At 54.1% G+C, this 25,155-nt stretch carries 20 protein-coding genes and 2 tRNA genes; 9 read left to right on the top strand and 13 right to left on the bottom strand.

Annotation, left to right across the window (positions count from 1 at the left end; genetic code table 11):
• Positions 1 to 830 precede the first annotated feature (830 nt).
• Both FQK12_RS05255 and FQK12_RS05250 read right to left on the bottom strand, forming a co-directional pair.
• Complete coding sequence (locus tag FQK12_RS05255; protein ID WP_014229909.1) at positions 831 to 2,285, bottom strand: AMP nucleosidase; 1,455 nt, start codon at positions 2,283 to 2,285, stop codon at positions 831 to 833.
• A gap of 132 nt (positions 2,286 to 2,417) precedes the next feature.
• Complete coding sequence (locus FQK12_RS05250) at positions 2,418 to 2,675, bottom strand: histidine kinase (RefSeq protein WP_014229908.1); 258 nt, start codon at positions 2,673 to 2,675, stop codon at positions 2,418 to 2,420.
• Between the two features lie 169 nt (positions 2,676 to 2,844).
• On the opposite strand from FQK12_RS05250, the gene FQK12_RS05245 reads away from it, so the two are divergent.
• A complete protein-coding gene (locus FQK12_RS05245) occupies positions 2,845 to 4,386 on the top strand; it encodes an alpha/beta hydrolase (protein ID WP_049080796.1) in 1,542 nt (513 codons plus the stop codon).
• On the opposite strand, the gene FQK12_RS05240 is transcribed toward FQK12_RS05245, so the two are convergent.
• On the bottom strand, positions 4,378 to 5,310 hold the full coding sequence (locus FQK12_RS05240) for a nucleoside recognition domain-containing protein (RefSeq protein WP_014229906.1): 933 nt from the start codon (positions 5,308 to 5,310) through the stop codon (positions 4,378 to 4,380). The genes FQK12_RS05245 and FQK12_RS05240 overlap by 9 nt on opposite strands.
• A gap of 226 nt (positions 5,311 to 5,536) precedes the next feature.
• On the opposite strand from FQK12_RS05240, the gene pagP reads away from it, so the two are divergent.
• Positions 5,537 to 6,112: a lipid IV(A) palmitoyltransferase PagP gene (gene pagP, locus FQK12_RS05235; RefSeq protein ID WP_014229905.1), complete on the top strand. Its 576-nt coding sequence runs from the start codon at positions 5,537 to 5,539 to the stop codon at positions 6,110 to 6,112.
• A gap of 34 nt (positions 6,113 to 6,146) precedes the next feature.
• On the opposite strand, the gene FQK12_RS05230 is transcribed toward pagP, so the two are convergent.
• From FQK12_RS05230 to FQK12_RS05220, 3 genes are read right to left on the bottom strand one after another with little or no spacing between them, the layout of a single operon-like run.
• Entirely contained in the window at positions 6,147 to 7,070 is a 924-nt protein-coding gene (locus FQK12_RS05230) for an acyltransferase (protein ID WP_162097203.1), read from the bottom strand.
• 38 nt (positions 7,071 to 7,108) lie between these two features.
• Complete coding sequence (locus FQK12_RS05225) at positions 7,109 to 10,171, bottom strand: efflux RND transporter permease subunit (protein ID WP_146295660.1); 3,063 nt, start codon at positions 10,169 to 10,171, stop codon at positions 7,109 to 7,111.
• Entirely contained in the window at positions 10,171 to 11,256 is a 1,086-nt protein-coding gene (locus tag FQK12_RS05220) for an efflux RND transporter periplasmic adaptor subunit (protein ID WP_014229902.1), read from the bottom strand. Before FQK12_RS05220 ends, FQK12_RS05225 begins: the two co-directional genes overlap by 1 nt.
• Positions 11,257 to 11,789: 533 nt before the next feature.
• Between FQK12_RS05220 and FQK12_RS05215 the strand changes: the two genes are divergently transcribed.
• From FQK12_RS05215 to FQK12_RS05205, 3 genes are all read left to right on the top strand, one after another.
• Positions 11,790 to 12,221 (top strand): universal stress protein, encoded by a 432-nt coding sequence (locus tag FQK12_RS05215; protein WP_014229901.1) that lies wholly within the window; start codon positions 11,790 to 11,792, stop codon positions 12,219 to 12,221.
• Between the two features lie 50 nt (positions 12,222 to 12,271).
• A complete protein-coding gene (locus tag FQK12_RS05210; RefSeq protein WP_014229900.1) occupies positions 12,272 to 14,959 on the top strand; it encodes a cation-transporting P-type ATPase in 2,688 nt (895 codons plus the stop codon).
• Between the two features lie 188 nt (positions 14,960 to 15,147).
• A complete protein-coding gene (locus FQK12_RS05205; RefSeq protein ID WP_014229899.1) occupies positions 15,148 to 16,077 on the top strand; it encodes an alpha/beta hydrolase in 930 nt (309 codons plus the stop codon).
• 73 nt (positions 16,078 to 16,150) lie between these two features.
• On the opposite strand, the gene FQK12_RS05200 is transcribed toward FQK12_RS05205, so the two are convergent.
• Entirely contained in the window at positions 16,151 to 16,558 is a 408-nt protein-coding gene (locus tag FQK12_RS05200) for a cupin domain-containing protein (RefSeq protein WP_014229898.1), read from the bottom strand.
• A gap of 127 nt (positions 16,559 to 16,685) precedes the next feature.
• Here FQK12_RS05200 and FQK12_RS05195 point away from each other — a divergent pair, with 127 nt between their 5' ends.
• Positions 16,686 to 17,588, top strand: a complete 903-nt coding sequence (locus tag FQK12_RS05195; protein WP_014229897.1) for a LysR family transcriptional regulator — start codon at positions 16,686 to 16,688, stop codon at positions 17,586 to 17,588.
• Between the two features lie 59 nt (positions 17,589 to 17,647).
• Here FQK12_RS05195 and FQK12_RS05190 read toward each other — a convergent pair whose 3' ends face one another.
• Positions 17,648 to 18,568, bottom strand: a complete 921-nt coding sequence (locus FQK12_RS05190) for a LysR family transcriptional regulator (protein WP_014229896.1) — start codon at positions 18,566 to 18,568, stop codon at positions 17,648 to 17,650.
• 141 nt (positions 18,569 to 18,709) lie between these two features.
• Between FQK12_RS05190 and FQK12_RS05185 the strand changes: the two genes are divergently transcribed.
• The gene (locus FQK12_RS05185) at positions 18,710 to 19,105 is read left to right on the top strand and encodes a RidA family protein (protein ID WP_014229895.1); all 396 of its coding nucleotides are present in this window, start codon (positions 18,710 to 18,712) and stop codon (positions 19,103 to 19,105) included.
• Positions 19,106 to 19,147: 42 nt separating this feature from the next.
• Entirely contained in the window at positions 19,148 to 20,107 is a 960-nt protein-coding gene (locus FQK12_RS05180; protein ID WP_014229894.1) for a zinc-binding alcohol dehydrogenase family protein, read from the top strand.
• Between the two features lie 200 nt (positions 20,108 to 20,307).
• On the opposite strand, the gene FQK12_RS05175 is transcribed toward FQK12_RS05180, so the two are convergent.
• Both FQK12_RS05175 and mtfA read right to left on the bottom strand, forming a co-directional pair.
• Positions 20,308 to 20,383: transfer RNA gene (locus FQK12_RS05175), tRNA-Asn, on the bottom strand.
• Positions 20,384 to 20,483: 100 nt separating this feature from the next.
• On the bottom strand, positions 20,484 to 21,284 hold the full coding sequence (gene mtfA, locus FQK12_RS05170) for a DgsA anti-repressor MtfA (protein ID WP_161505340.1): 801 nt from the start codon (positions 21,282 to 21,284) through the stop codon (positions 20,484 to 20,486).
• A 90-nt stretch (positions 21,285 to 21,374) separates the two neighbouring features.
• Between mtfA and FQK12_RS05165 the strand changes: the two genes are divergently transcribed.
• Positions 21,375 to 21,464, top strand: a tRNA-Ser gene (locus FQK12_RS05165).
• A 441-nt stretch (positions 21,465 to 21,905) separates the two neighbouring features.
• Here FQK12_RS05165 and FQK12_RS05160 read toward each other — a convergent pair.
• Genes FQK12_RS05160 through FQK12_RS05150 form a run of 3 tightly spaced genes read right to left on the bottom strand, consistent with a single transcriptional unit; the run spans position 21,906 to position 24,738 of the window.
• Positions 21,906 to 23,363: a glucosyltransferase domain-containing protein gene (locus FQK12_RS05160; protein WP_014229892.1), complete on the bottom strand. Its 1,458-nt coding sequence runs from the start codon at positions 23,361 to 23,363 to the stop codon at positions 21,906 to 21,908.
• Positions 23,360 to 24,352 carry a glycosyltransferase family 2 protein gene (locus FQK12_RS05155; protein WP_014229891.1) on the bottom strand — a complete coding sequence of 331 codons (993 nt, stop codon included), beginning with the start codon at positions 24,350 to 24,352 and terminating at the stop codon, positions 23,360 to 23,362. The genes FQK12_RS05160 and FQK12_RS05155 overlap by 4 nt, the downstream gene beginning before the upstream one ends.
• On the bottom strand, positions 24,349 to 24,738 hold the full coding sequence (locus tag FQK12_RS05150; protein WP_014229890.1) for a GtrA family protein: 390 nt from the start codon (positions 24,736 to 24,738) through the stop codon (positions 24,349 to 24,351). Before FQK12_RS05150 ends, FQK12_RS05155 begins: the two co-directional genes overlap by 4 nt.
• Between the last annotated feature and the right edge of the window lie 417 nt (positions 24,739 to 25,155).

Below are 25,155 nucleotides of genomic sequence, written 5' to 3'. Positions count from 1 at the left end.
AAGAGACTTTTTAATTATCTTTTATATTAGCCAGTTACTGGCAAAGGCGATCCCAGTCAGAGGAGCCATATTTAAGAAGCCCGCTTAAGGAAACTTAAGCGGGCTTTTTGCTTTCCTATTCCATAGCCACGATGGTGGCAACGCCGGGGCACAAGAACATTCCCGGCGCACCGTCAGGGTCTTAAAACCAGGATACAATAAGGGAAATTAGCCCGATCGCGGCAGTCCAGAAAAAAAGAGTTGCTAATAAAATAAACAGGCGGATATTCCCTATGGTTAATTTCATAAAGCTGTCTTCCATACTTTTACGAAAATAGTACATTGCCGATCGCGATAGATAAGCATATTCATGGTTGCCTACTGTCGACATGCGCAATTTCATCTCTGGTAATTTAGTAACAAGGTATTTGTTGCAAACAACCTGTCGCTATTAAAGGATGATTCCAGAGTAGAGTAGCGCCCATAGGTAACTCTTTAATTATTTTGATCTCTCTCTGGCGCTGGCTATTTTGTGCCGCTTTTTTGTCCTATGTGAATTTATGTAATTAATTTAATAGGTTACGAGACTTAGTTCAAGTATTAATCAGCCCTCGGCTGGGCGTTTTATGACCACAGGGAAAATGATACTGACATGTTAATAAAATGTTTATTTGTTGATTTTCATAGTGGGAATAATATTGTGCGGATATACACGTATGGATGTGCTCTGAGAATTTTTTACCCCTAACAAAAATAAACGCTTTATTTTATAACGCTCAGTCCGGCTGGTGGCCGCGTAAATATTTCACGCGATCCGGACTGAGTGTATTCTGCTCGTATGATATCAGCGCTTAGCGGAACGGCGGTTCGTTGAAGGTTCTCAGCTTGCGCGAATGCATGTGGTCGCCTTCGGCGCGCAGCAGGTCAATCGCCCGAATACCAATCTGCAAATGTTCGGAAATGGCCCCTTCATAGAATCGGTTAGCCTGGCCCGGCAGCTTAATCTCGCCGTGCAGCGGTTTGTCGGAGACGCACAGCAGGGTGCCGTAGGGGACGCGGAAGCGATAGCCCTGGGCGGCAATGGTTGCGCTTTCCATATCGATAGCCACCGCGCGGCTGAGGTTAAAGCGCAGCGCTGAGGCCGAGTAGCGCAGCTCCCAGTTGCGATCGTCGGTGGTGACCACCGTTCCGGTACGCAGCCGCTGTTTTACCTCTTCGCCCGGCATGCCGCTGACCTGCTTCGTGGCGTCGTAGAGCGCGCGCTGAACTTCGGCGATGCTCGGAATAGGGATATCCGGCGGCAGCACCGCATCCAGCACGTGGTCGTCGCGCAGATAGGCATGGGCCAGCACGTAGTCGCCGATATTCTGGCTTTCACGCAGGCCGCCGCAGTGGCCAATCATCAGCCAGACGTCCGGACGCAGCACCGCCAGATGGTCGCAGATATTTTTGGCATTTGCCGGGCCGACGCCAATATTAATCAGCGTGATCCCCTGTCCGTCTTTGGTTATCAGGTGCCAGGCGGGCATCTGATGCTTTTTCCACGCCAGATCGGAAATCGCTTCCTCCGGCGCCTCCGTGTCCGCCGTTATCCAGATCCCGCCCGCGCAGGAGAGGGCGATATAGGGACTCTCGGGATCGAGAATTTGGCTACAGCCCCAGCGCACGAACTCATCGACGTAGCGGGTGTAGTTGGTAAACAGCATATACGGCTGGAAATGGTCAACCGGCGTGCCGGTATAGTGGCGCAGGCGCGCCAGCGAGAAATCGACGCGGCGGGCGTCGAAGTGGGAAAGTGGATAGTATTCCGTCGAATGAAACAGGCCATCGGCGGTTTCATCGCCAATTTGCGACAGCTCGGTGGTGGGGAAAAAACGCGTCAGGCCGGCGCTCATTGAGCGATCGAGCGTGAGTTCAGAGCCATCAATAACGTACGGATAGGGGATCTCATGTTGCGACAGCCCGACGGTAATCGCGGCATCGTAATCCTGATACAGCATGGTGAGCTGCTCCAGCAGATAGGCGCGAAACAGTTTAGGGTTGGTGATGGTGGTGGTATAGCAACCGCTATGGGTGAAGCGACCCCAGGCCCGGGTTTTTAACGCTTTATGTTCCGCTCCGTCCCACGATACCGACAGCTGCGGGTAAACGAACAGTCCTTCCGCACGGGCGCTATTCTCGGGGAGGATATTATGGTGAATATAATCGCCGAGGGCTTTACGCAGCGCATTGACCGATTTTTCATAGAGCGCTTCGAGCTGCGTAAGCGCCTGTTCTGGGGTCAGCCTGGCGGCTTTCTGATTCATGACGTACTCCTTGTTTCTGCTCTGCTGACGTTTTGCTTAGTATGTCACAGACTGAAAAAGGCGCAGGACAATTTAACCCGCTTAGTTGAGAAAGTACTGAGATTAGAACCAGTTGATGCTGGGGGATGTCGATTAATGCGCGGTGATATTCGCGATGGCGCCCCAGCGTTCAGCGCTGAAATGCGTGGCGTTGAGCACTTTTAGGGTGATCGACTTATTGTCGTTAATGCAGTACAGCGCGTTAGCCAACGGCGTCAGCTTATCGCCCTCCTGTAAACGTCGGCCGCAGGAAGTGAGTTCCGCAATGATGGTTAGTTGGCCGCTTTGCAGAACCGCGTGGGTATGTGTAGACGTCGAGGCCTCGCGTAGTTTCTTAATCCACCATTCCATTTGTTTATTCCTGACCTGTTACACTCCGGCGATAATTCATGTTTGCTCCTCATCTGACAATAAGAACAGGCGGTTGGTTTAGTCTATGTTTAATAAGTGAATCGCAGGATCGGATTCCTTCTGCATAATAGCCCACCCTGGCAGCTAAAGAGATAATTCGGACAGAAATATGGCAATGATGCGTTTTACCCGGCTGCTGAATAAGTCGGGATTAAGATTAGTCTCGGTGGCGAAAAAAGCCATCATTGGGCTGCTGGTGGTCGTGATCGTCTTTTTTATTGGCCGTATTTACGAATCGCAGCGCGGTCCGGCGCTGCACCGCTGGCATACCTGGACGGCGAATGAAATGAGCGCCAGCGAGATTGACCGCGCCACTTTTGCCGAATACCAGACGCGGGAAGCGGCGATTTTCCGCGATATGAAAAGCAGCATTACCGACACGCTGAGCGACGATGAAAAAACGGCCATTAACCGCTTTTACGCGCAAAGTCTGGTCTATCCGGATAAGTTTCATCCCGACTGGAACCGCTCCTTTATTCTCCTGCCGCAGGGCAAACCGCGCGGCGCGGCGGTGCTGCTGCACGGCCTGACGGATTCGCCCTACAGCGTACATTATCTGGCGCAGCGCTATCAGCAGCTGGGATTTGTTGCCGTCGCGCCGCGGCTGCCTGGACACGGTACCGCCCCCGGCGCGCTCACCGCGGTGGACCGCGAAGAGTGGATAGCGACAACCCGGCTTGCGGTGCGCGAAGCGACGCGGTTGGCGGGGGATGACGCGCCGCTGCACGTGGTTGGCTACTCCAACGGCGGGGCGCTGGCGCTGAAGTACGCCCTCGATAGCCTGGAAGATAAGTCGCTGCGCCGGCCGCAGCAGGTCATCCTGCTGTCGCCGATGATTGGCGTTACCGCGTTTGCGCGTTTTGCCGGGCTGGCCGGTTTACCTTCTGTATTTCCGGCTTTCGCCCGCGCGGCGTGGCTGAACGTCGTCCCGGAGTTTAATCCCTATAAATACAATTCGTTCCCGGTGAAGGCGGCAAGGCAGTCATGGCTGTTGTCGCAGGCGCTGCAGCAGCAAATCGTGCAGGAAGCGCAGCGTCAGCGGCTTTCTGAACTGGCGCCGGTGTTAACTTTTCAGTCGGTGATGGATTCAACGGTGAGCACCCGGGCGGTGGTGGATTCGCTCTATCGTTATCTGCCGGATAACGGTAGCGAACTGGTGATTTTCGACATTAACCAGGCGGCGAATTTGCGCGCGCTATTTCGTCCCTCGCTCTATTCGGCGGTGAATACGTTATTGCCGCCGGCGCCTCGGCCCTACGGCACCACGGTGATTACCAACGCCGCGCCCGACACCTACGAGACGGTGGCTCGCACCACGCTTGCCGGGATGCGAAGCGAAACCGTGACGCCGCTGAATATCGCCTGGCCGCAGGATATGTATTCGCTATCGCACGTGGCGGTGCCGTTCCCGCTGACCGACTCGCTCTATGGCCGCGAACCGGCGGAGAAAAATCGCTACGGGATCAGCATCGGCACGATCTCGTTGCGCGGGGAAACCTCAACCCTGAGCGTCGGGCTGGATACGCTGATGCGCGTCACGTCCAACCCGTTTTTCCCGTGGATGATGGCGCGCATTAACCATCATATCGCCTGTAGCGAGCAGGCGGATATCGCTGCCTGTCTCCGTTCGCAGGAGGCGGCCTCAGAATAGCGTGAGGTGCATCACGGTGCGGATGGCGATCCCGGCGATAGCGCCAATCGCGGCGAAGCGGAACAGGCGTACGAAGCGCGAGCTGACGCCCAGAAAGATGCCGATGCCGGGAAGATCGAACGTTTGCACTAGCAGGCCCGCCGAGGCGTTGATCTGGCTTACGGTCGCTTTACCCTGCTGGACGAGCTCGGAGACCACGCCGAAATAGGCCGTACCGCCGGCAACGCATTTGACCAGCGCCGGCAGCACGAAGTTAACCGGAATATTCAGCCACAGCAGCAGCGGCAGCAGCAGGCGCTGAAGCATCTCAATCAGGCCTGCCGCCTGCATAAATCCGACGATGGCCAGCGACAGGATCAGCATGGGCACCGCGCCGAGGGCCAGGCGGATGGCGTCGGCACCGGCGCTGTTGATAACGGCGATAATCCCCTGGCTATTTTGCTCCGCCTCAGGCAGCGCGTCGGCCCGCACGTTTTCAACCATCGATAGCCTGCGGCCGGCGATATGCCAGGTGACCGCGGCGGCGCACAGCCCGCCGACAATCGAAATGATGATTGAGGCCAGCCAGTGCAGGCCGAAGGGCGTTAACGGGTAGAAAACGTTGCCTTGACCCATGGCGAAAAGCATCGCCAGCGTGGCGGCCATATGCCGGTCCGAAGCGCCGCGTTTATCCATAATCGCGAGGGTCGCCAGCGGGGCGGCGAAGCTGACAAAATTCATTTGAATCAGGGCAAAAGCGCTCATCCCGGTTAAGCCGAACGGCTTAAGCAGCGGGGCGAGCCAGCGAACGATGGCGTCCAGTACCCCGCGGACCTCAAGATATTTCATCACGATGAGCATGACGACCATGATTGGCAACAGCGTATAAAGCGCCACATCGACGGAGGTTTTCCCCGCCGACATAATAATGCTGATGAAGTCCATCTATTTCTCAATCACTGCGGGCAGAAAGAATAATTAGCGCCATCATAATCCCAGCAGCAAGGAAATGAAATCACCGCGGCGGCGCTCTCTGTCCTGAAACGGGCGTTTAACTGGACTTGCAATTAGCCCGGGACGGTGCAGAAAATTTGTTGGTTGATATTTGCAAAGCCTGTTTTTTGTTCCCAAACTGAATGAACACCGGGCGACTTTCTTTAAGGATAAAACGATGCGACGTTGTCTGCGGCTAGCGTGGGGAATAGCGTTTATTTTCGCCTTGTCGGTACAGGCTGAAACGAAGGTCTATGGCGAGCAGCGCATCAGCGGCTGGTGGAGCTGGTTGAAAAACGACGTCTCGCAGACCTGGAATGAGCCGCAAAACTACGATTTATATCTGCCGTTTCTCAGCTGGCACAACCGCTTTATGTACGATAAAGAGAAAACGGATAACTATAATGAAATGCCGTGGGGAGGAGGTTTCGGCGTTTCCAGATATAACGCGGAGGGCAACTGGAGTTCGCTCTACGCCATGATGTTCAAAGATTCGCACAACGAGTGGCAGCCGATTGTCGGCTACGGCTGGGAAAAGGGCTGGTATCTTGATAGCCGTCGTGAATTTCGCCTGGGTCTTGGCGTCACCGCCGGGATCACCGCCCGCGATGACTTTGCCAACTACGTACCTCTGCCGATTATTTTGCCGCTCTTCTCCGCCAGCTACCGCCGTCTGAGCGTGCAGTTCACCTATATTCCCGGCACCTATAATAACGGCAACGTACTGTTTGCCTGGCTGCGCTACGGTTTTTAAATGCGCAGGCGGCCATGAGCTGAACCGGCGATCGTCAAATCGTAATCACTTTTTTGACCACCGAATTGGACAGCGCCAGCATCGAAATCAGTACCGAAGTGATAAACGTAAGGACAATCAGCATTAATTTTGTCCCCAGCGAGTTAATCGGGATAAACGTGGTGAGCAGGTGAAAAACGGAGTAGTGGAGAATATAGACGCCGGTCATCGTTTTGCTAATGGTGGCGAGAAGGGTCTCTTTAAACTCGCTGTTTTTGCGAAACCGCACGCCGTTGGCGGCAATAACCAGCGCAACCACCAGAATATAGATTTGTGAACCGGTCAGAATGAACGCATTTCTGTCGGCCTTAAACAGGGCGAAAAAGAAATGCCGCTCGTAAAACCAGGTAAAAAGATAAATAAACGGAATGGCGATCATCGCGCCTTTGACCACTTTTTCTCGCCTGAGCCAGTCGGCGACCAGCGGGTCGCTGAAGAGCTGACCGGTCAGATAAAACAGCAGCCAGGTCCACAGGCGGTACTGCGGCGCCAGGCTCAGCGCATGAACATTCGGGTACAGCGCGGACAAAAGATCGTAACCATACGAGAGCAGCAGCAGCGTGAACACCGCGGCAAAGAACGCTGTGCGTCTTTGGCTGAGCCACTCGATAACCGGGTGAAAGGTGTAAATGACGATAAACGCAAATATAAACCACGGCTGGATAAGATAGCCGCGCTGGTAGGGCTCCCAGAGATAGTACACCGTCATCCAGAACAGAAAGACGATCACCACGCTTTTGATTTTGCCCAACTGCCATTGTGAGTCGTGGCGAGACTGTGAATCCAGATAGCCCGCCACCACAAAAAACAGCGGCGTGGCGATAGTGGAAATAAACGTCAAAAACCCGAGGATCCAGTGATAGTCATAATCATAGCTATCCCAGGTGTTGTAAATGGTGAAGAAGGTCACCGCCGTCATGCATCCCAGCGTTTTAATAATATTTAATCCGGTACTGTTCATGGTTGTCGCTTCATATTCTGATTGTGGAAACAGGCGTAGATTACCGGCAGAACCAGCAGCGTCAGAATAGTAGCAAAACCCAGACCAAACATGATAACGACCGCCATGCTCTGGAAGAAAACGTCGAGTAATAAAGGCGCCAGGCCGAGCACGGTGGTAAACGCCGTCAGCAGGATAGGGCGCAGACGCGAAGTGGCGGCATCAATAATCGCCTCCTGCTGCGCTTTTTCCTGTTTCTGCTGTTCAATCTCTTCTACCAGCACGATGCCGTTACGGATCAGCATTCCGCTCAGGCTCAGCAGACCGATTAACGCCATAAATCCAAAAGGGATCCCGGTAATTAAAAAGCCCGGCGTAACGCCAATCAGCGCCAGCGGCACGGTCAGCCAGATGGCGATCGCATTTTTCAGCGAACTGAACATCAGGACGGTGATGACAAACATCACCAGGTAACCCAGCGGCAGGGTAGTAAACAGCCCCTGCTGCGCCTCGCTCGAGTTCTCCGCATCGCCACCCCACTCAATGCTGTAACCGTGCGGCAGAGCGAGCGCATCAATCTGCGGCTTCACGCGGGACAGGATATCCCCGGACGTCTGGTGGCTGAGCGGGTCGGGATCGGTCTGTACCGTCAGCACCCGGCTGCGATCGCGGCGCAGAATCAGCGGATCTTCCCATTCAAGGTGAAAGCCGCTGACCACGTTACTGAGCGGAATATACTGCTGGCGGCTCTGGCTCCAGACCAGCACGTTATTCAGGTGATTCGCGTCCTGGCGCTCGGCGGCGGGCGGGCGGACTATCACCAGCAGCAGGTCGGCCCCCTCACGGTACAATCCAACGCGGCTGCCGGAGAAGTTCATCTCCAGGGCGTTATCAATATCCTGCTTATCAACGCCCAGCTCGCGCCCAAGCGCGGGGGAGTACTGCGGACGAATAACTTTGCTACGGTTTTGCCAGTCGTTGCGAACGCCGTCGGTGGCCGGGTCCGCGGAGAGGATATCGCCAACCTGGCTGGCGAGCAGGCGCAGACGGTCGGGGTCCGGACCTTTAATCCGCACCTCGATGGCGCTGTCGCCGGAGGGACCGAACATCACGCGCTTCGTGCTGGCGTTCACCTGCGGGTAGTTGCGCGCAATATAGCGATCCACATGCTGCGTCAGGGCGGCAATGCTGCGCTGGTCGTCCATGCGCACCATGATCTGCGCATAGTTGCTATACTGCCGTTGCCCGCTGTAGGTGAGGATAAACCGCATGCTGCCCTGACCGACGGTGGCCACGGTGGTGACCACGCCCGGCTGGCCGTTAATGGTGGTCTCAATATCGCTGGTCATCTTTTCGGTGGTCGCGATATCGGTACCGTAGGGTAGCCAGAGATCGACAAAGAAAATGGGCGTGTTTGAAGAGGGGAAAAAGTTTTGCCGCACCGAGCCGAATCCCCAGATAGCGGCGGCCAGCAGCGCCGCCATGACGGTCAGCGTGATGGTTTTGCGCAGCAGAAGAGCACGCAGAGCCTGCTGGTACAGACGGTAAAAGCGCCCGCCGTACGGATTGGCGTCGGCCTGCGCCACCGGCTGCGATTGATTTTTAAACAGCCACCATTTAATCAGCACCGGGGTAATGGTCAGCGCCGAGAACCAGCTCAGCATGAGCGAAATCAGCAGCACCTGGAACAGCGATTTACAGTATTCCCCGGTCGAGTCCTGCGACAGGCCAATCGGCGCAAAGGCGAGAATGGCAATCACCGTGGCCCCCAGCAGCGGCAGCGCCGAACGGCGGATCGCGTAGTTAATCGCCATGAGCAGCGTTGACCCCTGCTGGCGGGCGATCAGCACGCCTTCGACGATGACGATAGCGTTATCGACCAGCATGCTCAGGGCGATAATCAACGCCCCCAGCGAGATACGCTGCAGCTCGATACCCCACAGGTACATGATCAACAGCGTACCGAGCACGTTGAGCGCCAGCGACAGGGCGATAATAATGCCGCTGCGTACGCCCATAAAGATCAGCAGCACGCCAACCACAATCGCCAGCGCCATCAGGAAGTTGGTGATAAAGCCGTTGACCGAATGGGCGACTTCCGCCGCCTGATCGTAGAACAGGTCAATGTTGATCCCGGCCGGTTTTTCCGCCGACATCTGCTCCAGCTTGCTTTCCAGCGCGCGGCCAACGTCAATCACGTTAACCCCGGGTATAAACGACACCCCCATAGTGACCGCCTGTCGACCGTTGGCGTGGTAAATGCTGGAAGGCGATTCGCTCAGCCCGCGCGAGAGCGTGGCAATATCGCGCAGCCGCGTCGCCGTTGCCGAGCCGTGCGGGCTGATTAACAGGTCGCCAAGCTCGTCGAGGTTGGCAAACTCGCCCGTGGGATGCAGGCGAATCGATTCGCTGCCGGATTTAATCTCACCGGCGTTAGACACCACGTTCAACCTGCTCAGTATCGCCGCCAGCTGGTTGAGCGTGATTCCGCGGGCGGCCATTTTCGCCAGCGAGATATCGATGTTGATCTGCTGGGGGATCGCCCCGCCGATGGCGACTTTGCCGACGCCGGGGACCAGCACCAGTTCGCGACGCAGCTGCTCGGCATAGCGAACCAGCTCAGGGTTGGTAAAGCTCTCGCCGGAGAGGGCAAAGAAGAAGCCAAAGACATCGCCAAAATCGTCGTTCACAAACGGAGCGGCGACGCCGGGAGGGAACTGGCGGGCGGCGTCGCCCACCCGGCGGCGCAGTTCATCCCAGATTTGCGGCAGCTCGCGGGAGTGGTAGCGCGAGGCGATATTGACGGTAATTTGCGACAGGCCGTTGGAGGAAATTGAGCTGACGTTGTCGAGATACGGCAGCTGCTGCAGCGCGTTTTCCAGCGGCAGGGTGACTTCTTCTTCCACCTGCTGCGCCGACGCGCCGGGATAGTGGGTGACCACCACCGCGGTTTTGATGGTAAACGCCGGATCTTCCAGGCGGCCAATATTCAGCAGAGCGAAGATCCCGCCGATGCCCAGCAGCAAAATGGTCAGCCAGACGCGGACCGGGTTGTTAATAAACTGGCGGGAAATATCCATTACAAACCTCGTTCACGCGTCCAGATACGAACCGGCTGTTGCGCATGTAATTCGCTGACGCCTGCCGCCACTACGCGCTCGCCGACGCTGAGCCCTTCGGTAATCACCACGCCCTGAGAGGTCACCGGGCCCACGCCGACTTTTCTCTCTTCCAGCTTGAGCTGGTCGCCGCTTCCCTGTACCACCCAGACGTGGGGCTCATTGCGCGGGCGATTATCCGGGTTAAACACCGCTTCAACCGGCACCACCACCGCGTTTTGACCGGCGCTGGCGGGCAGGTTCGCCAGGTTGATTGTCACCGTTCCGCTAACGCCGCCCACCGCGGGGAAGTCGGCCGGCCTCGGCATAGTCAGTATGATTTGCCAGGTGAGCGTGCTGCTGTCGCTGCTGCCGGTGTGTTCTTTGTAGTCGGCGGTAAACTGGCGATCCGGCATGGCGTTAATTTTGACGACAGGACGATACTGCGCGTTGCGAATATCCAGCGCGGTAAAGAGGTTTTCCGGAACGCTAAACACCACGTCGAGCAGATCGGTTCGCGTCAGGGTCACAATGGGCTGTCCGGCGGCGACAACCTGATGGTTACGTACCGGGACGTAAGCGGCAACGCCGCTGAACGGGGCGGTCAACGTCATTTGCGACAGCTCTTCGCGGGCGATTTTCAGCGCGGCGTTAGCGGCGTCGCGGTTGGCCCGCTGGATATCCATTTCCGCCTTTGAAATCGCCTGACGCCCGGCCAGCGTCTGGAAGCGATCGAACTGCCGCTGGGCGAGGGTGGCAGCGGTTTGCCGCTCATTCACCCGCTGCTGCGCTTCCCGCGCGCTGAGGCGGGCAAGGGTTTGCCCCTGAGTAATAGCGGCTCCCTGACGCACATCAAGCGATTCAATCTGCCCGCCGCGTTTGAAAGACAAATCGGTGGAGTCCCCGGACTCAATGCGGGCGGGAAATACGCGCTGCTGCGCATCACCGATAGCCACCACCTCGGCAACTTTGACCATCCGCGGTAACGGCGTAATTTCAGGCGCTTTCCGATCGCAAGCCGTTGTTATTAAAATAACAAGCGGAATGAGAGAAAAATAACGGTTCACTGTATTCCCCTCGAAGTAAAAGGCTATGTTTTACATATTATTCACAATCGCTGTATTTATTCAGCGAGGGCCGAGACAACGAAATAGGTAATTAACCCGGTAGCCGTACAGGCGATTATTGCCAGGGCAATAAACAGGCTCAGGCGAAACAGACTGTAACCGAACATCGTTCCTCCTTTAGCGCTAACGCTTAGCTAAGTAAATTCTTATCGTAATAATTATTGTGGGGCGACAGAAAGCGAACAAGCCACTGATAATGAGGATAGTCGTAGTAAAACGGAAATGTTAAAAAGAGCAAAAATTACGGCAATGGCGACGATTTTACCGGGTTTGTAGTCGAATTGTCTGGCTGCGCCTGACTCTGTGATATTTTTCAATATATTAATTGGCGACTTAATAATGTTTATCGTGGTGTGCTACGTTTAATTATACCTACACGTCTTGCAGATTTTGTTCTTGAGATCTTTTCCTCAGCGCCATTGCCCGGGCTGTTTTCACCACCTTTTTTTATAGGTAATAAAAGGATTGTCTCTATGTATAAAAATATCCTCGTGCCGGTTGATGTGTTTGAAATCGGTCTGGCGGACAAGGCCTTGTCCCACGCCCAATTCCTTGCGCAAAGCTCTTCGGGACAGATTCATCTGGTACACATCATTCCCTCTTTTTCTCCGGTGCTGACGCGCGGTTTTATTTCCGATGCACGAAAAATGGAAGACTATCTGATTAATACTGCTAAGGAAAAGCTGGCAGAGCTGATCAAGAAACTCGCGCTGACGGAAAAGGATATTCAGATTCACATTCGCAGCGGCAACATTCGCGATGAAGTGACCAAACTGGCCGATGAACTGAAAGCGGATGTGGTGATCATCGGTTCGCGTAACCCGAATATTCAGACGCATCTGCTGGGGTCGGAGGCGGCAGGAATCGTTCGCTATGCCCATGTTCCGGTTTTTGTGGTGCGTTAAGGGCGGCCTGAGGCTGTTCTGATTTCCGTTACAGGAGTGAGGAGATAACTATGAATACAGAAAAACCGGGCGGCCCGTTCTATCAGCTCTCCGTAGAAGAAACCCTGACCAGCACCAACAGCACTCCGGAGGGCATCAGCGGCGCCGAGGCGGCGACGCGTTTGCAGCAGTATGGCGAAAATGCGCTGCCGCAAAAGGCGGGAAAGCCGGCGTGGCTGCGCTTTCTGGCGCATTTTAACGATGTGCTTATCTATGTGCTGCTGGCGGCGGCGCTGCTGACGGCGGTCATGGGGCACTGGGTGGATACCCTGGTGATCCTCGGCGTGGCGGTGATTAACGCCCTGATCGGCCATATCCAGGAGAGCAATGCGGAAAAATCGCTTCAGAGCATTCGCAACATGCTCTCCAGCGAGGCGGTGGTTATTCGTCAGGGCAACCATGAAACGATCCCGACAACCGCTCTGGTCCCCGGCGATATCGTCGTCATCCGCGCAGGCGATCGCATTCCCGCCGACCTGCGGGTGATCGAAGCGCATAACCTGCGGGTGGAAGAGGCGATTCTGACCGGCGAATCGACGGTGGTGGAGAAAAGCACTGAGGCGCTCAGCGGCGAACTGCCGCTAGGCGATCGTACCAATCTGCTGTTTTCCGGCACCACGGTGAGTTCGGGCGGCGGAAAAGGCCTGGTGGTCGCCACCGGCGGCGATACCGAGCTGGGCCATATTAACCAGATGATGTCGGATATCGAAAAACACCGTACGCCGCTGCTGGTGCAAATGGATAAGCTCGGCAAAGCCATTTTTATCATCATTCTGGTGATGATGGCCGCGCTGTTTGTCTTCAGCCTGCTGTTCCGCGATATGCCGGTTTCTGAGCTGATGCTGTCGTTGATTAGCCTCGCGGTGGCGTCGGTGCCGGAAGGTTTACCGGCGATTATCTCGATAATCCTCTCGCTCGGCGTGCAAACCATGGCCCGTCAGAAGGCGATTATCCGCAAGCTGCCCACAGTGGAAACCCTCGGGGCGATGACGGTGATCTGCTCGGATAAAACCGGAACGCTGACCATGAACGAGATGACGGTGAAGGCCGTTATTACCGCCGATAACGTTTATCGGGTGGAGGGCGACAGCTACGAACCGGTAGGGAATATTCATCCGATCGATGAGCCCGATCCGATAACCGTTGTCCCCGGCACGCTGCTGGAACGCTATCTGCGCACCATCGATCTGTGTAACGACAGTCAGCTTATAAAAGACGAAAGCGGGCTGTGGAAAATTACCGGCGGCCCGACCGAAGGGGCGCTGAAGGTGCTGGCGGCGAAAGTCCCGCTCCCGACGGTCAACACCGAGCTGCGCAGCAAAATCCCCTTCGATTCACAGTATAAATATATGTCGACGCTGTACCGCATCGGCGATGAAGAGATGATTTTGATTACCGGCGCGCCCGATGTCCTGTTCCGTCTGTGTCAGCATCAGCAAACCGACCATGGCCTGGCGCCGCTCGATCAGCCTTACTGGGAAGCGAAAATCGAAGAGTACGCGCGGGAAGGGCTGCGGATGGTGGCGGCGGCGTGGAAACCGGCAGCCGACGGGCAAACGGAGCTTAGCCATGAGGATTTGCAGCAGGGCGTCATTCTGCTGGGGGTTGCCGGGATGATGGATCCGCCGCGACCGGAGGCGATTACGGCGATCGGCGACTGCCTGCAGGCCGGGATCCGCGTGAAGATGATCACCGGCGACCACCCGCAAACCGCGATGAGCATCGGCAAGATGCTGGGGATCGGCAATGCGGAAAACGCCATCACCGGCAGAGAACTGGAGGTGATGGACGATACCCAGCTCAGCGAAGCGGCGCAGAAATTCGATATTTTCGCGCGTACCAGCCCGGAAGATAAATTCCGCCTGGTGCAGGCGCTGCAAAGCAGGAAAGAGGTGGTCGGGATGACCGGCGACGGCGTGAACGACGCCCCGGCGCTGAAGCAGGCCGATGTCGGTATCGCGATGGGGATTAAGGGCACCGAAGTGACCAAAGAGGCCGCGGATATGGTGCTGACCGACGATAATTTCGCCACCATCGCCAGCGCCGTCAGGGAAGGGCGTCGGGTATACGACAACCTGAAGAAAACCATTCTCTTCATTATGCCGACCAACCTGGCGCAGGGGCTGTTGATCATTATTGCGCTGCTGGCGGGGAATTTAATTCCGCTGACGCCGGTGCTGATCCTGTGGATGAACATGGCGACCTCCGCCACGCTGTCGTTCGGCCTGGCGTTCGAAGCGGGCGAGAAGAACATCATGCGGCGTCCGCCGCGCGATCCCAAACTGCACGTAATGGACGGCTTTGCTATCTGGCGGGTGATTTTTGTCGGTTCGATGATTGCCGTCAGCGCCTTTGTGCTTGAAGCCTGGCTACAGCCGCGCGGCTATTCGCCTGAGTTTATCCGCACGGTGCTGCTGCAGACGCTGGTTACCGCCCAGTGGTTCTATATGCTCAACTGCCGGGTGGCGGACGGCTTCTCGCTGAGTAAAGGGCTGCTGGCGAACCGGGGGATCTGGATTGTCAGCGGGGTGCTGCTGGTGCTGCAGCTGCTGATTATCTACGCGCCGTTTATGCAGATGCTGTTTGGTACCGAAGCGCTGCCGTTCCGCTACTGGGTTATCACCTTTATTATCGGTTTTGTGATGTTCCTGATTGTGGAAGTCGAGAAGCCGCTGACCCGGAGATGGCGTACGGCCTGATATTGAGCATAACGCGGCATTCCCGGTAGCCCGGCTAAGCGCAGCGCGAACCGGGCTACCCGTGATGTGATGATGGGTTCCCCGGGCAGGCGCAACGCGCCGCTCCCGGGATAACCTCGTTGCTTGCAATTGAGATTGATATTAGCAATCATTATCACTACCGAGGGTGTGCTGGAAACAATCAACCGATGTCGCTTCGCAAGTTTTGTTTTGCTTCTCCGCCGAAAGGGCGGATTTTTATCGCCGCGCTGGTCTCCACGCTTTATGGCATTAACGCTTACGCCAGGCCGGATATGCGCCCGCTGGGGCCGAATATCGCCGACCGCGGTTCCGCGTATTATCACTTCAACGTTGCTTATTTCGACTCCCTTGATGGCGAACGGCATTATAAGGTCTGGACGGCGATACCGAACGCGGCGCCGCCCGCGCAGGGGTATCCGATTCTGTACGCCCTGGACGGCAACGCGGTGATGGACCGGTTGTCCGACTCGCTGCTTGAGACGTTTACGCAAAAAACGCCGCCCGTTATTGTGGCCATCGGCTATCAAACGAATTTGCCCTTCGATCAGCCTGCCCGAGCCTATGACTACCGGCCGAAAGTAGAGGAGAATCCTGCCGACGCCGGATGGGACCGACGGAAGAGCGGCGGCAGCGAGGCATTTCGCCAGCTATTAGAAAATACCATCGTGGCAAAAGTTGAGCGCGGGATCGCTATCAACCCTCAGCAGCGGGCTATCTGGGGGCACTCCTATGGCGGATTATTTATCATTGACGCCTGGCTGGCGTCATCCCGCTTCCAAATCTATTTTTCTGCCAGTCCTTCTCTGGGACGGGGCAACGCCTCGCTGTTAGCAAAAATGGCCGCGGCGAAGGCGGATGCGTTTAACCGGAAGTCCCTGTACCTGATGGAGGGGGCGGTTGCGACCCAGCGGGCCTCTTTCGCAGGGGCAGAAGAGATCCGGAGCAACGTTCTGCAGACGGTTTCCCTGCTCAAGAAAAATGGCGTGGCGGTCAACTGGTGGCCCTATCCCGGACTGTCTCACGGGGAGATGTTTAGCGCCTCGCTGCAAAGCGCGCTGCTGGCGATGAGCGGTTTTCCCCGGGGCTCGGGCAATTAGTCGAAGATGCATTTTCGCATACCGCCGAATGAGAGCAGGGCGCATTAACTGGCGAGCCCTGCTGTTTCGATGTTTAAGGCAGCTGACGATAGGCGTCGTCGGCGACCGGCTCCAGCCATTCGTTAGACGCACCTTCGGCAGGGACGGCAACGGCGATATGGGCAAACCAGCTATCGGCGGCCGCGCCGTGCCAGTGCTTGACGCCTGCGGGAATATTCACGACGTCCCCAGCGGTAAGCTCGCGCGCCGGTTGATTCCACTCCTGATACCAGCCGCGACCGCCGGTCACCAGTAAAATTTGCCCGCCTTTATGGTGGATATGCCAGTGGTTACGGCAGCCGGGCTCGAAGACCACGTTGCCGATAGTGACCCCTTCCGTGGAGAGCATATTCAGGTAGCTGGTACCCTGAAAATACTGCGCATAGGCCTCGTTTTTCTCCCCCTTAGGGAAGATACCGTTACCGTCAAATTGTTGGTTCATGATGTCTCCACATTTCAGTTTTGGGCTTTTAAGCGGCCCCTTACGACTCGTTGAACAAAGTGTAGAGAAGGTTTGATTAAATGATAAGATGCGCAAATATGAATACACTGGTGCACAAAATTCACCAATGATGAGCAAAGAAAAACTCAACGACCTGCAGGCTTTTGCCACGGTGGCTCACGAGCGCAGCTTTACCCGGGCGGCCGCGATTCTGGGTGTTTCCCGGTCAGCGCTGAGCCATACGCTGCTGGCTCTGGAAGCGCGTCTCGGGGTAAGGCTGTTAATCCGCACCACGCGCAGCGTCTCGCCAACCGATGCCGGGAACCGTCTGCTGGCCGTTCTGGCGCCGCGGCTGAATGAAATCGAAGCTGAACTGGCTTCTCTGCGCGCTTCACGAGATAAACCCGCCGGAACGGTACGCATTACCGCCAACGATCATGCCATCGTCACCGTCCTGTGGCCGCGTCTGCGGCCTTTATTAACGCAATACCCGGATATTCATATTGAGTTCAGCGTCGGATACGAGCTGACCGACATTGCCGCCCAGCGTTTTGATGCAGGCGTACGGATGGGCGATCAGGTGGATAAGGACATGATTGCGGTGCGCATCACGCCCGATGTGCAGATGGCGGTGGTTGCCGCCCCCGCTTATCTTGCCGGCAGGGCGGCAGTAAGACGTCCTGAGGATCTGATGGCGCATAACTGCGTTAATTTGCGTTTGCCCACCCACGGCGCGCTTTACGCCTGGGAGTTTGAAAAGGGAAGTCAAAAGACCAGCGTTCGCGTTGACGGGCAAACCGTTTTCAACAATACCTTTCTGATGATTCAGGCCGCGCTGGACGGAGCAGGGATTGCCTATGTTCCTCATGACTTAGCGGCGAAATATATCGCTACGGGGGAACTGGTACCGCTACTTGCCGACTGGTGCCCTCATTTCCCGGGATACTATCTTTACTACCCGGGCCGACAGCATCTTCCGGCGGCGTTTACGCTGGTGGTCGACGCGCTGCGCTGGCACCGCAGGGGGTGATCCCGGCTGCGCGATGGCTGCCGGGTTTCTTAAACAGGGATCCTCAGACCGGGATGGCGTTACTTATTGTTGGAATTGGGAACATGCTGCTGCATCAATTCAACGATCCAATCAATAAAAACACGCAGTTTGGCGTTGACATGGCGGTTCGGCGGAAACGCCAGGTACAATGGCATTGGACTGATACGCCATTGTTCAAATAACGGAATTAAAGCGCCACTGGCCCGATGTTTTGCCGCCATATAGGTTGGCAGCGCAATCACGCCTAAGCCAGCGAGCCCCGCTTCGAGGTAAGCGTTGCCATCATCCACGGCAAGTACATAGCGGCCTGTGATTTCAATATGTTCACTCCCACTGTGCAGGACCAGAGGATCAATCTTACCGGTGCGTGAGGACAAGAATCCCACTATGCGATGGTCGGTGTTTTCCAGCTCTCGCGGGTGCGCAGGGGCGCCAAGGCGTTCCGCATAGCCAGGGGCGGCGTAGACGCCGATTTGCAAATCGCCGACATGGCGCGCGATCAGGGACTGGTCGTTAATGTCGCCACCGCGCAGGACGCAATCCACGTTGTCGCCGATCAGGTCCACCACCCGGTCGCTGACGCCCATGTCGAACTGGATGTCAGGGTAGCGCGCGTGGAAAGCCGGTAGCGCCGGTATCAGGACGAGGCGGGCCAGCGGACTGGGCACATCCACCCGTAGCCGTCCCCTGGGCGTCATCGCCGCACTGGACAGGCTGTTTTCAGCATCCTCCATGTCCGCCAGCAGGCGGATGACGCGCTCGTAGTAGACCGCGCCATCGGCAGTCACGCCGAGCCTGCGGGTGGTGCGATGGAGCAACTTGACGCGCAGGCGCGCTTCCAGCTGCTGAATGAGCTGCGTCACCGTGGTTTTACTCATATGAAGCGTTTGGGCAGCCTTTGTGAAGCTCCCTGCTTCCACCACGCGAGCAAAGGCGCGCATCGCATCGAAACGATCCATTCCTAATCCTCCCTTTTCGCCGATTGTTTGGATATTACAAACAATGATGGACAAAGTCGCTTGTTTATCCGCCCGATCCTGCACTTGTAAAGTGTCCTTATGTTCACCGGGCTGATTTCGCCCCATTGCAGAGGTACAAACATGACGGCACGCGATGCAGTTTTCCCCACCGGTCGGCAGGCGCTCTATGAGCGCAATCGCTATTCACCGGCCATCAAATCCAACGGTTTTCTGTTCGCTTCCGGGCAGGTTGGTAGCCGCGAGGATGGTTCGCCAGAGCCCGAACTGAAAGCGCAGGTCAGGTTGGCCTTCGATAACCTTAATGCTGTCCTCGCGGCTGCGGGCTGCACGTTCGGTGACGTGGTTGACGTGACCCTCTTTGTTGTCGACCCCGAGTCAAATCTCGACGCTATCTGGAGTATCCTGCCAGAATATTGGGGGGAAGCGCCTTACCCTACGTTGACCGGGATCGGCGTGACGTGGCTTTACGGATTCCAGTTTGAGATTAAGGTGATTGCCAGGCTGCCCTGCGCGTGACGGGTTTTTCCGCCAGTCGAAAGATAAGACAGAGGAAAATTTATGAAAGCAGCGGTCTATGACGTGGAAGGCGCTCCCGGCGTCCTGAAATATGTCGATGTCCCGGAGCCGGTCACAGGGCCCGACGACATCCTGATTTCTGTCGAGGCTATCTCGATTGAGGGTGGCGATCTGATTAACCGCCGTTCAACGCCGCCGCCGCTTCCTTTATGGATCGGTGGCTACGCGGCCGCGGGCACAGTTGTTGCCGTCGGATCGAAAGTCCGAAGCCGTACGGTTGGGGACAGAGTCGCTGCTTTTCACATGCAGGGATCGCATGCGGAACGTTGGGCCGTGCCCGCGGAACGCACCTGGCTTATACCCGATGGGGTGGGAATGGCAGAAGCGGCGGCATTGCCGATTTCATTTGGTACCGCGCATCATTGCCTTTTCACGCGAGGCATGCTCCGGCAGGGAGAAACCGTTCTTATTCAGGCCGCAGCAGGTGGCGTGGGGCTCGCGGCCGTTCAGCTTGCCTCACAAGCAGGCGCAACGGTCATCGCCGTGGTAAGCGGAACGCAGCGACGAGGTCGGTTGCGTGAACTTGGTGCCGATCATGTTGTGGATCGTACAAAGGATAACATCGTGGACAGTGTCCGACAGTACACCCATGGCACCGGTGTTGATCTCGTCATCGATCCGGTGGGAACGACGTTGCCTGTTTCGCTTTCTGCACTCGCTCCGGAAGGACGTCTGGTCTTCGTCGGTAATGCCGGTGGCGGCAGTCTGACTGTCGACTTATGGCCGGCAATGCAGTCTAACCAGACGCTCATGGGGGTATTCATGGGACCTCTTTTTGCAAGACATGGAGTTCGAACAAGCGTGGACGAGATGCTGCAGGCTGTAGCAGCAGGGCGCGTCACGGTTGTCATTGATCGCATCTTCCCCCTGGCTAACGCTGCCGCGGCCCACGAATTTGCGGAGACAGCGAAACCGCTTGGCCGGATCGTGATGAAGCCATGACGCGCGTTTGACCAGGATAAGTGCGTGGCGGCAGGATGCTATTAGAAGCGTTTTTCGGATGGTACTAACTTTCTGATTTTGAGGCGTTAAGGGACATTGGGGGCACGCCGTCCTCGAATCCGCTTGACCTCAAAATTCTTCCGATGTGGAGGAGAAAATGAAAATAAAAAAGCCCGCTTCAAAAGCAGGCTTTTCAAATTTGGCTCCTCTGACTGGACTCGAACCAGTGACATACGGATTAACAGTCCGCCGTTCTACCGACTGAACTACAGAGGAATTGTGTGAACGGGGCGAATACTACTGGTCTCGGATTTTTGTGTCAACATTAAATTTAACTTGCTGATTCAAATGGCTAAATTTAGTGCAGGTCGTTGTTTTAGTGTACTGCCGGGCTATTGCCGTCATCCGGTGGGGTATTCTCACGTAATCTCTCCAGCGGATCCTGGCGATAGAACAGGCAAAAACGCTGCCAAAGCGCGGGAAAACGCGGGGCGAACAGCTCTGGCGCGCTAAAGAAGTACTCAGAGAGTACGGCGAAACATTCGCCAGGATCGGTGGCCGCGTAGGCGTCAATACTGGCGGCGCTTTCACCGACCAGATCAATCTCATCCTGAATATTGTTCATGGCAGCATGGAGATCGTGTTCCCAGCCAGCCACCTCGCGCAGGGGGATAAACGGCACGCCGCTCGCGCGATCGCCATTGCGGGTATCCAGCTTATGCGCCACTTCATGAATAATCAGATTGAAACCGGAAGCGTCGAAGGAGTCCTGAATGTCCAGCCAGTTTAGAACAATGGGCCCTTGCTGCCAGCTTTGCCCTGATTGCACGATTCGCTGGCTATGCACCAGGCCGATATCATCTTCCCATTCGTCGTCGACAACGAAGGGGGCAGGGTAGATAAGCACTTCGTGAAAACCATCTAACCACTCGATGCCCAGTTCGAGAACCGGCAGGCAAAACAGGAGCGCGATACGAGCGCTCTGTAGGGGAGTGAGCTCCAGCCCCTGTAATGCAACCAGACGCTTCTGTTGCAAAAAGCGGGATGCCATTTGCGCCAGCTGCTGCTGCTCATGGTCGGAGAGGTTGGCTAATACAGGGATGGCAAGCGCCTTTTCCCAGGGGATTTCCGCGTTGCCGGACTCTTCATCTACTTTCCAGGGCCATTTAAACATCATATTGCTCGCAAAGTCGTCACTTGAACTGAATTAAAGAGACAGGAACTATTAAAATGCCAAAGAACCTGGCATTATAGCAACCTCAACAGCGGAGAGATGCCGGAGCGGCTGAACGGACCGGTCTCGAAAACCGGAGTAGGGGCAACTCTACCGGGGGTTCAAATCCCCCTCTCTCCGCCACTATTCAACAAAATCAGTCAGTCGCAAAGCGCTTTTGATTTTGCCCTGCACGAATCCCTGCATTAAAATTTCTTTCTATCGCTCTGTTTTCTCGCCTCTAACGCTGTCTTTTTTACCATGTTGCCTCTTGCGGGGCATCCACTTTTATCCTCTTTAGTTCACAAGCTCACACTCTTTACAATAGCTTAGCCCGTCTTGTATCACAGATAACAAAGCAGTTAACTGCCCTTGCTACACTCGGATTCTGTAAGGATATCCTCAAGAGAAGGGATGATGGATGAAAAGAAGCGAACTCAGAAAAGCACTGGAAGCATGGTTGACTGTCGAGCGCTGTGAGGTGATAGAGAGACTTATGACCCAGGCCCGAGCTGCCGGGATAAAAACTATCCCGCGCGGATCTGGCGCGGGATCATATACAGGTATGCGTGGTGGCGAAAAGTTTCAGTAGTTGGAGGTTGAACTCCTCATCGCATCGCCCGTTTTTATAATGATGCAATCAGTGGCGCATTGCTCCTTTGCCGTCAGAATAACATTATCGGGAAGCCTGAAATGCATTGACTTGCTAATTAAGATTTGCTCCGCCATCCCCTTGATAGCCCAGGGAGCCGCAAGGGAAATATTGCCAAACTCGTCATAACGTTGTGTTTTAGTAAAGGCGTTATAGGCAGGATCTTGAATGTCAAAAAGAACATCCCCTGTAAATGTTTTCCCCACCTTGTAGGAAAGCGCGCTGGCTAATGCGTTTAACTCCGATTTTTGTGGGATAATGAAACCATTAAAGATATTGTATGATGCAGCGATCATCGCGAATACCGTCAATATGGGTAGCGCTTTTTTTGCTATGTTGAGTTTGCTTGTCAAGGCATCTAACCCAATAATAATAAGAGCGCATGTGAAGAATTCCAGTGCTATCAGTGACCTATATGCAGCCCAGTTTTCCTTGACTAATAAGTTTGGAGAGTAGGCGCCAATCCCCATGATAATAAACATGAGAACCTTAATCGGGCCTGATTTGCCTTTTATTATTGAAAGTAAACCTATTGCGCAAATTATTAATGAGAGCGTTGTGAAAAAGGTGCCTGGAGTTATATTAAAGTTGTTGATAGCGTTAATCAACGGTTCTTTTATAAACCATCGTAATTTCTCAAGTGTATTATTAGTTAACTCGGCACGTGCAATTGAGCTGCCATATAACCATACAGGTACAAATTTTGAAAACAGCAGGCTACCAAGCATGCCGATAAATAAAACTGCGCCACTGATTAGAACAATGTTGATGGAAAATGGTTTGTCTTTTTTCAGACAGTTATCAAGCATGACGAAAAATAAAAATGCCATCGCCGTTGGTTGATATATGGCAAAGGCAAACCATAAAATAATGACGGATGCTGCAAATCTTATAATTGTCGTTTTCTTATTGATGGGTTTTAATGTCGCATAACTTATTCCGGCAAGGAGTATGGAGAGTACAAAAGGGAAACATGTCGCCCAGGAATTATAAACCTGTACTGCGGGCGTCAGGCATATTAGTAAAGGGAATGCGATTGTTGTTATCTTACGCTCGAATATGTTTCTTTTTTCTATAAATGAAAAAAGGAAAAAGCAAAAAACAAATGCCGATATTACGGTAAAAAATCTAAGATAGGCAAGGTCATCGAGATTGTGAACTAGCGTAAAGGCAAGTCGTCTGGCAACGGCATACAAGGGTCTGCCGGATTGCATATCCCATTGAAACGGAGAACCCTTCCCTGAAAAAACATCGGAAAGTGTCGACCAGTCATCTGAAAATGCGTAACTAAATATAATCGTTGGGCTATAAACTAAGAAAATTGCCGCGAGGTAAAGCATTGCAATAATTTTTTTAGTGTAAGACGTCATCCGTTCGTCCTCAGTGTTCATTGCTCGCCTCTCATTTCGTGTTTTGCTACCTCTTCGATAAAATATTTGGGCCGATTTTTGGATTCCATATATATTTTCCCAACGTATTCGCCAATTATCCCCAAAGAAAGCATCTGGACACCGCCAAGGAAGAAAATCGCAATCATTACAGATGTCCAACCCGCAACGGTATTTCCCAGGAGCTTCTCAATGAAGGCATAGATTGCAGCTAGTGAAGATAGAAGGCATGTGGCAACCCCAGCGGCGGCGATCATACGTAATGGGGTAATTGTCAGAGACGTTATTCCTTCTAACGCCAGTGCTACCATCTTTTTTAAGGGGTATTTTGATTCGCCTGCAACCCTTTCATCTCTGCTATAATAAACGCTGCTGGACTTATAACCCAACAGCGGAATTAGCCCCCTTAAATATAAATTTTGTTCTTTAAAATCTTTTAATGCTGTCAACGCTGTACGGCTAAGAAGCCGGAAGTCCGCATGGTTAGGAACCTGATTGACACCCAGCCCTGACATCAGAGAATAAAATTTATTGGCTGTTGCCCTTTTGAATACTGAGTCACTACTCCTGTTGTCGCGTACGCCATAAACAATCTCAAACCCCTCATGATATTTGTCGATCATTTTCTCAATGCAACCTATATCATCCTGTAAGTCTGCATCAATACTTACGGTAACGTCCGTATCCGCGTTTGCCAACCCCGCCAGCAGGGCGATCTGATGGCCCCGGTTCCTTGATAATTTCAGACCGCGGACGAATGACTTTTCCTGTGATGTGGATTTAATTTGTTCCCAGGTGTTGTCTTTACTGCCATCATCGACAAAGAGGATATAACTATTTCGAGCGATTTTTTCTTTTGCAAGGAGGTTTTGTAATACCGTGGTAAGCCCCTCCAGGCAGTATGGAAAGGCCTCTTTTTCATTATAACAAGGAACAACGATTGCTAACGAAGGTATTTTGCTCCTCGTGTGGTTTATATTAATTTCTTTCATTTCATTGACCAGTATTTGTTTAGAATAAAACCAGCTGTTGTGTAAATCACCATGCCTACAACTTGCGCTGTATAAATAGCATTAGGTATGACAATGAAAAAAACTTTCATTGCTATTAAATTTAAAATGTAACAAAAAGCGCATGTGGATACGAATTTGATAAATCTCAGGGGACTCAATGTCGTTGAGAAAGTGAACTTCGCATTCATAACAAAACTGAAAATAATGCCAGCGACATAACCTGTTGCATTTGAAGGGTAGACTCCCACGCCGACATGCATCAGGCCAAATATAACAACTGCCGTAATGGCTGTATTTGCCAGGCCAACGATAATGTACCTGACCGCTTCTCTGGATATATTTTTTTTCAAGGTGTAATTAATCATTTGTTGATTTACATCAATTTTGTAAAGGGGCGGTTAAGAGACTGAATGCACGGTCGATATAAGCAATGAGCCCCTGAAATATAAGTATTTGACGCCAACTCGTGGTCGGTGTCAACCCGGGTTTTTATTACCGTAGACATATTCCTCGGCGGGTATTGTTTTACGTTTCTCTGGCCGAGCTTGTATGGATATGATAATGCCGAATGGCGGCGATATAAAAGCCGGAAAGCAATCGGAGGCGTGAGCTCTGGTGCGGTCATACCAGGCAGAGCTGCGGTATTAACTTGTCTACTGTTACGGTATTTATGCGCGGACGTTGCTGCGCTCAAGAAGAAAAAACAGTTTAAATCTCCCGGATAGGGCTGAGGGCGGGGAGTGAAAATATTGTGAGTTTTTTGTTTTTTATTGTTAATTATA

The sequence above is a fragment of the Klebsiella sp. ME-303 genome, from assembly GCF_007910085.1.
Classification (GTDB): domain Bacteria; phylum Pseudomonadota; class Gammaproteobacteria; order Enterobacterales; family Enterobacteriaceae; genus Klebsiella; species Klebsiella michiganensis.
The sequence above is the reverse complement of the archived record's forward strand: the minus strand, read 5'-3'. Positions and strand labels throughout refer to the sequence as shown.

Excerpts from the sequence above, each read along its gene's own strand:
- FQK12_RS05255 (WP_014229909.1), bottom strand. The coding sequence starts at position 2,285 with ATGAATCAGAAAGCCGCCAGGCTGACCCCAGAACAGGCGCTTACGCAG.
- FQK12_RS05250 (WP_014229908.1), bottom strand. The coding sequence starts at position 2,675 with ATGGAATGGTGGATTAAGAAACTACGCGAGGCCTCGACGTCTACACAT.
- FQK12_RS05245 (WP_049080796.1), top strand. The coding sequence starts at position 2,845 with ATGGCAATGATGCGTTTTACCCGGCTGCTGAATAAGTCGGGATTAAGA.
- FQK12_RS05240 (WP_014229906.1), bottom strand. The coding sequence starts at position 5,310 with ATGGACTTCATCAGCATTATTATGTCGGCGGGGAAAACCTCCGTCGAT.
- pagP (WP_014229905.1), top strand. The coding sequence starts at position 5,537 with ATGCGACGTTGTCTGCGGCTAGCGTGGGGAATAGCGTTTATTTTCGCC.
- FQK12_RS05230 (WP_162097203.1), bottom strand. The coding sequence starts at position 7,070 with ATGACGGCGGTGACCTTCTTCACCATTTACAACACCTGGGATAGCTAT.
- FQK12_RS05225 (WP_146295660.1), bottom strand. The coding sequence starts at position 10,171 with ATGGATATTTCCCGCCAGTTTATTAACAACCCGGTCCGCGTCTGGCTG.
- FQK12_RS05215 (WP_014229901.1), top strand. The coding sequence starts at position 11,790 with ATGTATAAAAATATCCTCGTGCCGGTTGATGTGTTTGAAATCGGTCTG.
- FQK12_RS05210 (WP_014229900.1), top strand. The coding sequence starts at position 12,272 with ATGAATACAGAAAAACCGGGCGGCCCGTTCTATCAGCTCTCCGTAGAA.
- FQK12_RS05205 (WP_014229899.1), top strand. The coding sequence starts at position 15,148 with ATGTCGCTTCGCAAGTTTTGTTTTGCTTCTCCGCCGAAAGGGCGGATT.
- FQK12_RS05200 (WP_014229898.1), bottom strand. The coding sequence starts at position 16,558 with ATGAACCAACAATTTGACGGTAACGGTATCTTCCCTAAGGGGGAGAAA.
- FQK12_RS05195 (WP_014229897.1), top strand. The coding sequence starts at position 16,686 with ATGATGAGCAAAGAAAAACTCAACGACCTGCAGGCTTTTGCCACGGTG.
- FQK12_RS05190 (WP_014229896.1), bottom strand. The coding sequence starts at position 18,568 with ATGGATCGTTTCGATGCGATGCGCGCCTTTGCTCGCGTGGTGGAAGCA.
- FQK12_RS05185 (WP_014229895.1), top strand. The coding sequence starts at position 18,710 with ATGACGGCACGCGATGCAGTTTTCCCCACCGGTCGGCAGGCGCTCTAT.
- FQK12_RS05180 (WP_014229894.1), top strand. The coding sequence starts at position 19,148 with ATGAAAGCAGCGGTCTATGACGTGGAAGGCGCTCCCGGCGTCCTGAAA.
- mtfA (WP_161505340.1), bottom strand. The coding sequence starts at position 21,284 with ATGATGTTTAAATGGCCCTGGAAAGTAGATGAAGAGTCCGGCAACGCG.
- FQK12_RS05160 (WP_014229892.1), bottom strand. The coding sequence starts at position 23,363 with ATGAACACTGAGGACGAACGGATGACGTCTTACACTAAAAAAATTATT.
- FQK12_RS05155 (WP_014229891.1), bottom strand. The coding sequence starts at position 24,352 with ATGAAAGAAATTAATATAAACCACACGAGGAGCAAAATACCTTCGTTA.
- FQK12_RS05150 (WP_014229890.1), bottom strand. The coding sequence starts at position 24,738 with ATGATTAATTACACCTTGAAAAAAAATATATCCAGAGAAGCGGTCAGG.